Origin of the sequence: Marinobacterium marinum (assembly GCF_013868415.1) — a bacterium.
Taxonomy (GTDB): domain Bacteria; phylum Pseudomonadota; class Gammaproteobacteria; order Pseudomonadales; family Balneatricaceae; genus Marinobacterium; species Marinobacterium marinum.
Genome location: NZ_JACEMT010000046.1, coordinates 206,916 through 217,643 on the forward strand (window position 1 = coordinate 206,916; position 10,728 = coordinate 217,643).

The following is a 10,728-nucleotide window of genomic DNA, read 5'->3' on the forward strand; positions in this document are numbered from 1 at the left end:
AGCCTCTTGGTTCTACCTGCGAGTCAGGCGTTGGAGAGCAGAAAGTAAATGACGATTTTACCCGATCAGGCCATCGAGATACAGAATAGCAGAGCCTATGTTTAAACTGCGCAAGTCACCTCATTTCCGTGAACTGATCTACTTCGCATCTCTCGTCGCCACGACGTTCGGTCTGGTGCTCCTGAGCCTCAACACACCAACCCAGCTGGAGGCCATCAAACAGAACGGCGTCCTTCGCGTGGCCACCACCACAACGCCCATCACCTACTACATACGCAAAGGCAAGCCCGCAGGGTTCGAATATGAACTGGTCCGCGCCTTTGCGGAGCACCTGGGCGTCGAACTGGAACTGGTATTTACGGAAGGCTTCGAGGGCCTGAGCCAGGTATTGCAGGAGCGTAACGCACACATTTCGGCCGCCAGCCTGGCCGCTACTCCCGAGCGCCGCAAGCAGTTCGACTTTTCCCCGGCCTACCGCAGCAGCTCCCCGGTGGTAATCTACCGGGTCCGCCGAGGCAACCCGGCCCCGACCAGCCTGGAAGACCTCTATGATCGCACCATCATGGTCAGGAGCGGGTCACGCTATGCCGAACTGCTGAGCCAGCTGGAGCAGCAGTACCCCGATATCACTTGGTCCAGCAACGCCGACGACTCGGTGCTCGACCTGCTGGATAAGCTCTACGACGGCACAATCGACTACACCCTGCTCGATTCGGCCGTTTTCAATGCACATCATTCGTTTTACCCCGGCCTGAATGCCGGCATTGAACTCCAGGACCCTCAACCCATTGCCTGGATGCTCAACCGCCATCACGACGGTACGCTGAAGGCCGAGCTGACCCATTGGTTCCAACTGGACACGACTCAGGCCCTGATCCAGACCTTGGAAGAACGCTATTTTTCACGCACCAACCCGCTCAACTTCTTCGATACGATCACCTTCAGACGCGACCTGCAAGAGCGCTTCCTGCCCCTCTACCCATGGTTCAAACAGGCCGAGAAGGAAAGCGGCATCAACTGGCTGCTGCTGGCTGCAGTCGCCTATCAGGAGTCACACTGGAAAGCCGACGCTGTCTCCCCCACCGGAGTACGCGGCATCATGATGCTGACCAACGCCGCTGCTAACGAAGTCGGCGTCAGTGACCGTACCGATGCCAAACAGAGCATCCTGGGGGGCGCTCAATATCTGGTGAACGTCAAACATAAAATTCCCGATCGCATCCCCGACCCCGACCACACCTGGTTTGCACTGGCCGGTTATAACGTCGGCTTCGGCCACCTGGAGGATGCGCGCATCCTGACACAAAAAGCGGGGAAAGATCCTGACAGATGGCGGGATGTCAGAGAATTTTTGCCTCGGTTGAGTGATCCGAAATTCTATCCTCAAACCCGATACGGCTACGCCCGCGGTCATGAACCGGTGCAATATGTCAGCAATATCCGCAAATACATGGAACTGCTGAGCTGGGAAGTGGACACAGCCGGCGCGCGCAACCTGCTGCCACAGCCGAAGGAGAGTAAAGAAGCGGCACCAACCCCACCCGCCAACCGGCCACAACCACCATTGCCGCTGAGCAATTTACCCAGCAGCCTGTAGGCTGCTAGTCGGCATCCGCCAAGCGCTTCATTTTTTTCAACTGCTTCCGCTCGTCACGGCGGCGCTTGAAGAAGTCACTGATTACCGCTGCGCACTGCTCTGCCATTACCCCGCCCTGATAGCTCGGATGATGGTTAAGCCAGGACTGATCGAACAGCTTCTGATTGCTTACCAAAGCCCCGGCCTTCGGTTCGGTAGTCCCGAATATTACCCGCTCGATACGGGCATGCACGATCGCGCCGGCACACATGGTGCAAGGTTCGATCGTGACATACAGCGTCGCTCCGACCAACCGGTAATTACCGACCTTAGCCGCGGCTTCACGCAACGCCATGATTTCGGCATGGGCCGTAGGATCATGACCGCTGATCGGACGATTCCAGCCCTCCCCAATCACCTCACCGTCCAGTACTACCACAGCCCCTACGGGTACTTCACCCAGATCGGCCGCTCGCTGTGCCATCTCCAGTGCCCGCTGCATATATGGACGGTCCAGATCCGTCCCCTGTAATGGACTGTCTCTGTTAACCATGGGTTTGTAACAATACCTCCCGAATCAGGCTTCGGCGAAACGCTCGGCCGCCACATTACGGGCTGCAAGCCCATCCAGCTTAAGCTGGCGAATAATCCCCGTGATCATCGCCAGCTCCTGCTCCAACAACGGCATCCTTTGCAGATCATAAGCTGACACCTCGATATCAGCCGCTTCCATCAGGTCACCAAAGTAGGACAGCATGAACAAAGCCTTATTATCACGGAATTCACAGGTAACGCCCGCCCCCTTGGCCCGAGTTCGGAACAGGTCATCCAATGCGATAATCCGTTCCATCATGGTTGGCGACAACAGGTAACGAGCATACTGCTGATCGGAGCCGTACACCTCGTACCGATCTTCAAAATCCGGATTCTCCAGCGCCACCCGATTCCGCCCCAGCGGGGACGCCAGCGCATTACCAATCTTGCCGTAATCCGCACGCACTACCGTATAACCGCTGAACGTGAACGGCATGGTAATCACCAAAACAGCGCCCTGGTGCACGGTACTACTGGAATTGCCGCCGCTGCGCTCAAGCTTCAATTCACAGAATTCAAACTCGACTCCTTCGACCTGACCTCGAATATAGTCTTCACTGCTCTTGCTGGAATGAGACGGCATGATATCGAACGACTTGACGGCTTCCATATCGATACAGCCGGACTCGTCGTATTCATAATCGCCGAAAGCCTGAATCAGCACCGGGATCAGCTTTTCCTTGTAATGCCGTATGTATTGCACTTGTGGATAGAAAATCCAGACCCCAAAGCCCCCCAACACGAACAGGGTTAACAGGCTCATGTCGCCCGATATCAACTGAGACAGATCCAGCAACAGAACGGGCAACCACAACAGCCAGCCCAGCCGAAAAAACCAGGTCTTGCGACGTGTTTTACTTGCCAGCTTCTCCTGCCGAAACCCTTCCACCGGCTCCAACAGAGGTTTCACCTTGTCTTCGATCGTGGCCCGAAACTCTTCGGACAGCTCCTCGCTCACCTCAGGTGAACGATAAGCGGTACCATCAACCAGCTGTGTAACCGCTTCCTTCGCCTGCAATAAGGTTCTCAGCAGACTCATGGCTTGAGAAAGTCGTCAGCATTGACTGGCGCACGCTCAGCTTCCGCCACTTCAAAAAAGGGCAGAGGTTTCAGCCCCATCACAGCCGCAATGACGTTACCCGGAAAAATCTGGATGGCATCCTTGAAACGCCGCCCTGCCGCATTATAACTGCGACGCGCAGCCGAGATGTGCTCTTCCACATCCGCGTATACCCGCTGCGCTTCCATCATGTTCGTATGCGACTTCAGGTCGGGGTAGTTTTCGACCGCCACCATCAGGCCGGAGAGTTTGCTTTCCAGCGCCGCTTCCAGCTCAAAACGCTTTTCGGTACCGGCGCCACCGCCGGATTCAGCCGCTTGCAACACCTCGGTACGCAAACGTGTAATCTCGGTCAGCAAGGCCTGCTCATGCTCCATAAAGCGAGCCGCTATCTTCAGGATATTGGGAATCAGATCGGTACGTTTCTTCAGCTGAACATCGATACCGGATAGCGCTTCTTCCGCCGCATTACGACGCGAAACAATAGTCGCATACCAAAAATAAAGCAGCACAACAGCGACAACAACTGTCACAAGCATCCAGTTCACGGCACCTCTCCTTAGCAGTATTTTCAGCGGAGGCTCAGGTTATGGCGCACGTAAAAACAGGTCAACCTTTTTTGGTTCGGAACGGGAAACCCCGCTTGATAAGCGTTTTTAAGGTACCTTTAAAAGGGAAGGGAGCAAGCCTTCACTCGGTAAAATTTCATGACAGAACGGATGCCGCTCACCCGCCGCGAGCAGCACCCACCCTGTGAGTATCACTGGATCGAATCAGGAAGGATCAGACCAATACATCCGGGCCAACCCTGACAACCAGCTTGCCGAAATTTTCCCCCTCCAGCAGACCTCTAAGCCCTTCCGGCGCCGACTCCAAGCCATCGATCACCTGCTCCAGGTAGTCGATTTTGCCCTCGGTAACCCAACGGCCCATCTGCTCCGCAAACTCGGTATAACGATCAGCATAGTCATCAAAGATAATGAACCCCCGTACCGTCAAGCGCTTGGCCAGTATCGTACTCGTCAGCAGGCTCAACCGATCCGGTCCCGCCGGCAACTCACTATCATTATAGTGTGCAACCAAACCACACAGGGGAATACGTGCTCGGGTATTCAACAGCGGCAGTACCGCATCGAATATTGCTCCTCCCACATTCTCGTAGTAGACATCGATTCCCTTAGGGCAGGCTGCTGACAATTGAGCCGCAAAATCTTCTGCACGATGATCCAACGCAACATCAACACCCAGGCTTTCCAAGTGCCTGCGCTTCTGCTCACCACCCGCGATCGCCACCACTCGACAGCCCTGCAGCTTGCCGATTTGAGCCACAGTCGCGCCAACAGGCCCGGTAGCGGCCGCAACCACCAGTGTTTCGCCTGCCTTGGGCTGGCCAATGTCCATCAGCCCCATATAGGCAGTAAACCCGGGCATACCCAGTACACCTAGCGCATGAGAAACGGGACCATGAGCCGGATCAAGCTTGAACAGCATGGAACCGTCGGACACCCCGTAATCCTGCCAGCCCACTGTGTAGCTGAGCACCCAGTCACCAGTCTGGTAGTCAGGATGCCTGGACGACACCACACGGTTTACCGTGCCGCCCAGCATAACGTCACCGATAGCAACAGGCTCGGCATAGGACTCGGCATCACTCATCCGACCGCGCATATAAGGATCCAGACTCAAATAGACAGTACGCAGCAGCAGTTGCCCCTCTTCAATTTCCGGCAGGGCACCGGTTTGAAGCCGAAAGTTTTCCTTACCTGGCGCTCCTGCCGGGCGAGACGCCAACGTCCACTGACGATTTTCAGATAAGCTTTGTGTCATGTAGCAACCTCAAGGATTAAGTTATTAATAAACCGGCTCAAGTCTGTCCATACCTGCATCCCCTTCCGTGACGGCAGCAAAACGCAAAAAGAATAGACCGGTCGTCTACAAAAAAGGCAAAAAAAAGCCTCGCTGATTTCTGCCTGAAGATCAGGCGCACCCCAGCAATCGACGCGTCAATTGCAGGGTGTGGTCCATATGCACCTCATCTCGATTCAACTTGCTGAGCAAACCGGCACCCAGCCAAAGCTGGTACAGGTTCGCCGCCAATGCACGACTATCCTGCCGTGACAGAGAGCCATCAGCAATCGCCGCATCCAGTGCCGCCGTCAGACGGCTGATAACCTGATCAGTCCCCGTCTTGAGCGTAAGACGCATGGCATCCGACATATCGGCCACCTCGGCCCCCAGCTTGATTACCAGGCACCCGCTGTAGTTTTCCCTCCAGCGTACAAAGTAAGCCAGCAGCAGCTCGCAACCACTTTTCCCCTGCACACCGAAAATGCTATCCATTTCAGCCAGATACTGACTGAAATAGGACGCCAGCAATTCCTCGCCAAACTGCTCCTTGGACTGGAAATAATGGTAAAAAGACCCCTTGGGTACACCCGCAGTCTTTAACAGACTGCTTAACCCGACCGAGCCAAACCCCTGGCACGCCAGCATCTGCCGCCCCGTTTCCAGCAGGTGTTCCTTGGTGTTTTCATGTTTGCTTTTCATAGTCACCAGTATAAACACGATTAGACCGGTCGTCTATAACTTTACCCTGCCCAGCTGTACGCTGCAAAACAGAACTCAGTACCCGCCGCATCACAGTACACCCCATCCTTGACCATCAGCAGAATTGCCTTATTGCCCAGAGAAGTGGTGATGTTACCCAGTCCCATGAAAGAAAAACGCACATACGGTTTTTCCGAATCTCGCATCGAAACAAAAACATCAATCACTCGACCGCCAGAGAACCCATGAAACATAGTCGCGGAGGTTGTACAACTGAACACGCCACCATCAATTATTGGATCCGTAACCCCATCACCGTTAAAATCTGCGACGTACTGCGCGCCTCCCGGATTGATAACAAGCTCCCCGCCTTCAAAATCAGCGCACAGCCTTTCCCGCTCTTCAATGAACCTTCTCAGCGACGGTGCGAAATGCTCACCCGCTTCGGTAAGCATTTCATGTTTGACAGAAACAGCCTGCTCAGCACTTTGAACGAACGAAGGTAAAGCAGCCACCGCCAATAGCCCGCCAATGAGTGACGTCTTGAAGATACACGATCCGAAATTATTCATGCCCACTCCAGGTTAAAAATCCACCACTCCCACAGCCAGCCGATTGACAACACCAAGCCTACCATCGGCCAGACACTGCCAGACACAAAAACAAAAAAGCCCATGAAAACATGGGCTTAAATGTAATTTAATGCCAGTTAGTACCAGCTAATGCCTAACGTGTGATCATTCCCACTCTAATATCAACGAGAGGAAAAACAATTTAAATAACAACTAGTTAGAAAGGCGAGCTTTCTCGATACCATCATCTATACCATGCGCAGAGTTTTTTTGATTTTTTGCTGCTCGTCGCCGCTTTAACTCTGCCTTAGCCCATGCTGATGCTTCTGCCATATCCCGGCGAAGGTGCTCTATCTCATCGGGGGTCAATCGACGCACTGTTCACCACTCCTTTGTTACTGTCTGAGGGTACCATGCTGCGAACTCGCCTTGGCCAAAAAGTGGCGATTTCACGATCATTAAACGCAGATATGTAATGCCTCATCGCGATTTCTATCTATCGGTTTATACCGACGCCTGCCCTTGAGACATCAGAATGTGGTGCCATACTGTGTCTGTGTACTACCAAAGTAACTCTTTTGGCAAAAAGTATAACTAACTCGACTTAACGATGAAATCTAATCAGGCATAATAGCATCAACGTTATCTTTAAAACCATCTAATAGCAAGTCAACAATATACTTCGTCGGCGCATCAAAAACAGGGAAATAAAATGACACCAATAGAACAAATACAGACATGGATTGAAGATAAACCTATATGGTGGAAACACAGCATTAAACTAGCACTTGAACACGGAGAATTAGATCAGAGTGACCTCGATGAAATCTACTATATTGCTCGTGTTGAACACCAACTAGTCCACTCAGAAGAATGCTCTACTTCTAGCAGCCAAGATTTAGACTTCACCGGACATACTAGTGAGCAAGGTAAAGTCAATCTACTATCATTATCCGAAGTGTATGGTGTTGGTGCTCTCATTGAAAAACAAGTTCTAACATTTTCCAGAGATGGCATCTTCATAGTTTATGGTGACAATGGAGCAGGAAAATCCAGCTACTCCAGCATAATGAAAAATGCTTGCCTAACACGCGGTTCGTGCCCCAAAATATTAGGGAATGTATTTGAACAAACCAATCCTTCGCCTAGCGCAACGATCAAAATCTTAGTAGACGGGAAGGACGAAACTCACCCTTGGAGCTTGAACTCTTCAAGCATTGCCCCCCTGAAGGCAATTAGGGTTTTCGATACAGATTCAGCTCATCATTACGTTAACAAAGAGGATGCTCTAGGTTTCAAGCCTTCTGGCTTAAACTTATTAACAGAACTGACTAGAGCCATCAACCAAGTCAAAGCTATTGTTGAAGAAGATATAATGCCAGGAAACGGCCTTATATCCTTAAAACCAATAACTTCCGAAACCAATACAGCACGATTCTTCAACGGAATATCTGCCGACACTAAAGAAGAAGATGTGCAAACTCATAGAGCTACAACAGAGGATCTTGAGCATATAGAACCTCTAAGACAAGAAATTGCAAAAGATAAGCTACAAACTCCAGAAAGTTTAAAAGCCAATCTCAATCAACAAAAGCAAATAATAACACCGTTGCAAAGATTTATTAATAACGCTTTAAAACCTCTAAGCGATAAAGCTTTTGACAGGCTTAAAGAACTGCAAGAAGATTACAACACAAAGCAGAGGACTGCCGACAAAATAATGCAGGCCACTCTACAAGGCCTACCTCTAGAAACTGTTGCAGGTATAAACTGGCAAAGCCTATGGAGTGCAGCAAAAACCTTCATTGAAAACGAGCCGAATTCTCACAACTTCCCACCTATCCAAGGTGAAAATTGCCCTCTATGCCTCCAGGAAATCTCAGAGAACAGTAGTAATCGGCTGGCCTCATTAAATAGTTTCTTGGCCGACAATGCTGCTACAGAAGCAAAAAAGGCTCATGACCTATTGAGCAATGCTATAAGAATGATTTCATCACAAGACCTTAGCTTGGAAAACTATAAGGCTGCACTAGAAGAATCCAACAAGCTAAAGCCCGGTATAAACGAAAAGATCATAGCTCTGTTTGAAATATTAGCCGAGCGTCAAAAGATATTTACCACCTCCTCAAAATTACCCGATCTTCAATCCACACTAGATATTTCATCTTCAGTTGACATAAACGCAATATTAAAAAATATTGATGAACAAATAGAATCAGTTAAAACCAACCAAGACTTAGCTGAGCTCATCAAAAGGAAAGAAAAAAATTTACAGGTCCTATTAGACAAAAAACATATCAATGATAACTATGAATCAATAATAAAAAATATACGCCGTTATAAAGTCATCAGAAAGATGGAAGCAATAAAGAGTGAATGCAACACTCGCAAAGTCTCCGATCTTTCTTCAAAAATTTACCAGCAAGGAGTCATAGAACCTCTTACCTCTGCTTTCAGGGACGAACTTAAAAAATTTGGATTCACGCGCTTCTCGGTGGATGTTCAAACAAGAAACACCGGAGGACAACAACAATTTAAGTTAGCAATCGCAAATGCTGGCGAACCAATAGTTGCTAAAGTTGCTAGCGAGGGGGAGCAAAGATGCATTGCAATTGCAGCTTTTTTAGCAGAGATGAAAGCAGATAATAGACTGTCTGCTGTCATATTCGATGACCCTGTGAACTCACTAAGTCATCAGTGGAGTAGCAAAGTAGCCGCCAGACTTATTTCAGAATCACTTTCTCGCCCTATGTGTCAGCGTAGTTGTCGCCTGAAAATTTCAGAGGACAACCATGCCCCACTATTCACCGGAACGTAAGGAAGCCATCCTCCAAAAAATGGCGCCGCCTCACAGCATGACAGTAGCCGAGCTGGCTCGTCAGGAAGGCATCAGTACCGCGACCCTGTACAATTGGCGTAAAGCCGCCAGAGAACGAGGTGCCGTTTTGCCATCCAACTCAGCCGCCCCGGACAAGTGGAGCAGCGAAGAAAAATTCCGCATGGTGCTGGAGACCGCTCCGATGAGCGAAGCGGAGATCGGCGAATATTGCCGCCAGCGCGGTGTGTACCCGGAGCAGATCGAAGCCTGGAAGGCGGCCTGTATGGGCGCCAATGCGCAAGCAGATGAGCAAGCCAAACAGCATCGCCAAGCGACCAAGGCCGAGCGCAAACGGATCAAGCAGCTAGAAGCTGATCTACGCCGCAAGGAGAAGGCGCTCGCGGAGACGGCCGCGCTGCTAATACTGTCAAAAAAAGCAGAGGCGATCTGGGGCCCCAAAGACGAGGACGAATGACCAGCCTCCCGGATCGCCAGCATGCCGTTAGTCTGATCCAGGAGGCTCAGAGCAACGGTGCTCCGCTGGTCAAGGCCTGTGCCTTGCTAAACCTGAGTGTGCGCACCTACCAGCGCTGGACGGCGAATCAGTTGGTCCATGCGGATCAACGACCGATCGCGCCCAGACCTGCACCGCATAACAAGCTGTCAGAGCAGGAGCGTGAAGCCGTGGTATCGCTCTGTAATCAACCGCGATATCGCAGTGCCCCGCCGGCGTTTATTGTGGCGGATCAGCTGGATCAAGGGCGTTATCTGGCGTCGGAATCTACGTTCTACCGGGTGTTGCACGAATACGATCAGCTGCATGCCAGAGGCCGGCAGAAACCGCCTGAGCGCAAACGCCAGGCAACCACACATGAAGCCAGCGAGCCTAATCAGCTCTGGTGCTGGGACATCTCCTGGTTGCCTGGACCTGCCCGTGGCACCTGGTTTTACCTGTACCTGATGATGGATGTCTACAGCCGTAAGATCGTGGGCCACGAAGTCTACGCGCGTGAAACCGGAGAACTGGCCAGCGAGTTCGTCGAAAAGGCCTACTGGCGGGAACATCTGGCCGCCCGATCCAAGCCGCTGGTGCTGCACTCTGATAACGGCAGCCCCATGAAGGCCGCGACGTTCCTGGAAAAGCTGTACGACCTGGGCATTACCCCCTCGAACAGCCGACCTCGCGTCAGCAACGACAACGCCTACTCGGAGTCACTGTTCAAAACCCTGAAGTTCCGACCGGCGTTCCCGGTGAATGGCTTCAAGACGCTCGAAGAGGCACGGCATTGGGTGTTGAAGTTCGTGCGCTGGTACAACACCGAGCATCGGCACAGTGCTCTGAAATACGTGACACCTGAGCAGCGTCATAACGGCGAGGCCGAGTATATCCTGGCGCAACGCAAACGGGTTCTCGAAGTCGAGAAGGCCAAGAACCCCCAACGCTGGTCAGGTGATATCCGTGACTTCAGCTTGCCGGAGTCAGTCACACTGAACCCGGAAAAGGCGGCGAGTTTTTAAAGAGCTGATAACTTATACGCGACAACTACGTTGACAGTTACCG

Annotated in this window: 9 protein-coding genes; 3 read left to right on the top strand and 6 right to left on the bottom strand. The window is 51.6% G+C overall.

Annotated features, from left to right (window positions below; all coding sequences use genetic code 11):
- Positions 1 to 97 precede the first annotated feature (97 nt).
- Positions 98 to 1,597, top strand: a complete 1,500-nt coding sequence (gene mltF, locus H1S06_RS09095; protein WP_181739377.1) for a membrane-bound lytic murein transglycosylase MltF — start codon at positions 98 to 100, stop codon at positions 1,595 to 1,597.
- 4 nt (positions 1,598 to 1,601) lie between these two features.
- On the opposite strand, the gene tadA is transcribed toward mltF, so the two are convergent.
- From tadA to H1S06_RS09125, 6 genes are all read right to left on the bottom strand, one after another.
- Positions 1,602 to 2,078: a tRNA adenosine(34) deaminase TadA gene (tadA, locus tag H1S06_RS09100; RefSeq protein WP_255482975.1), complete on the bottom strand. Its 477-nt coding sequence runs from the start codon at positions 2,076 to 2,078 to the stop codon at positions 1,602 to 1,604.
- A 75-nt stretch (positions 2,079 to 2,153) separates the two neighbouring features.
- Positions 2,154 to 3,209, bottom strand: coding sequence for a DUF3137 domain-containing protein (locus H1S06_RS09105; RefSeq protein ID WP_181739381.1), 1,056 nt, complete (start codon positions 3,207 to 3,209; stop codon positions 2,154 to 2,156).
- Positions 3,206 to 3,769 (bottom strand): LemA family protein, encoded by a 564-nt coding sequence (locus H1S06_RS09110; RefSeq protein ID WP_220183831.1) that lies wholly within the window; start codon positions 3,767 to 3,769, stop codon positions 3,206 to 3,208. The genes H1S06_RS09105 and H1S06_RS09110 overlap by 4 nt, the downstream gene beginning before the upstream one ends.
- 244 nt (positions 3,770 to 4,013) lie before the next feature.
- The gene (locus tag H1S06_RS09115; RefSeq protein WP_181739385.1) at positions 4,014 to 5,057 is read right to left on the bottom strand and encodes an NADP-dependent oxidoreductase; all 1,044 of its coding nucleotides are present in this window, start codon (positions 5,055 to 5,057) and stop codon (positions 4,014 to 4,016) included.
- Between the two features lie 150 nt (positions 5,058 to 5,207).
- Positions 5,208 to 5,777, bottom strand: coding sequence for a TetR/AcrR family transcriptional regulator (locus tag H1S06_RS09120; RefSeq protein WP_181739387.1), 570 nt, complete (start codon positions 5,775 to 5,777; stop codon positions 5,208 to 5,210).
- Between the two features lie 41 nt (positions 5,778 to 5,818).
- Positions 5,819 to 6,349, bottom strand: coding sequence for a hypothetical protein (locus tag H1S06_RS09125; RefSeq protein ID WP_181739389.1), 531 nt, complete (start codon positions 6,347 to 6,349; stop codon positions 5,819 to 5,821).
- Between the two features lie 712 nt (positions 6,350 to 7,061).
- On the opposite strand from H1S06_RS09125, the gene H1S06_RS09130 reads away from it, so the two are divergent.
- Both H1S06_RS09130 and H1S06_RS09135 read left to right on the top strand, forming a co-directional pair.
- Entirely contained in the window at positions 7,062 to 9,167 is a 2,106-nt protein-coding gene (locus H1S06_RS09130; protein ID WP_181739391.1) for an AAA family ATPase, read from the top strand.
- Positions 9,142 to 10,685, top strand: a protein-coding gene (locus H1S06_RS09135) for an IS3 family transposase (RefSeq protein ID WP_407658761.1) whose coding sequence is annotated in 2 segments (ribosomal slippage) — positions 9,142 to 9,610 and positions 9,610 to 10,685 — 1,545 coding nt in all. Because the reading frame shifts where the segments join, the coding sequence is not laid out codon by codon here. Before H1S06_RS09130 ends, H1S06_RS09135 begins: the two co-directional genes overlap by 26 nt.
- Positions 10,686 to 10,728 lie beyond the last annotated feature (43 nt).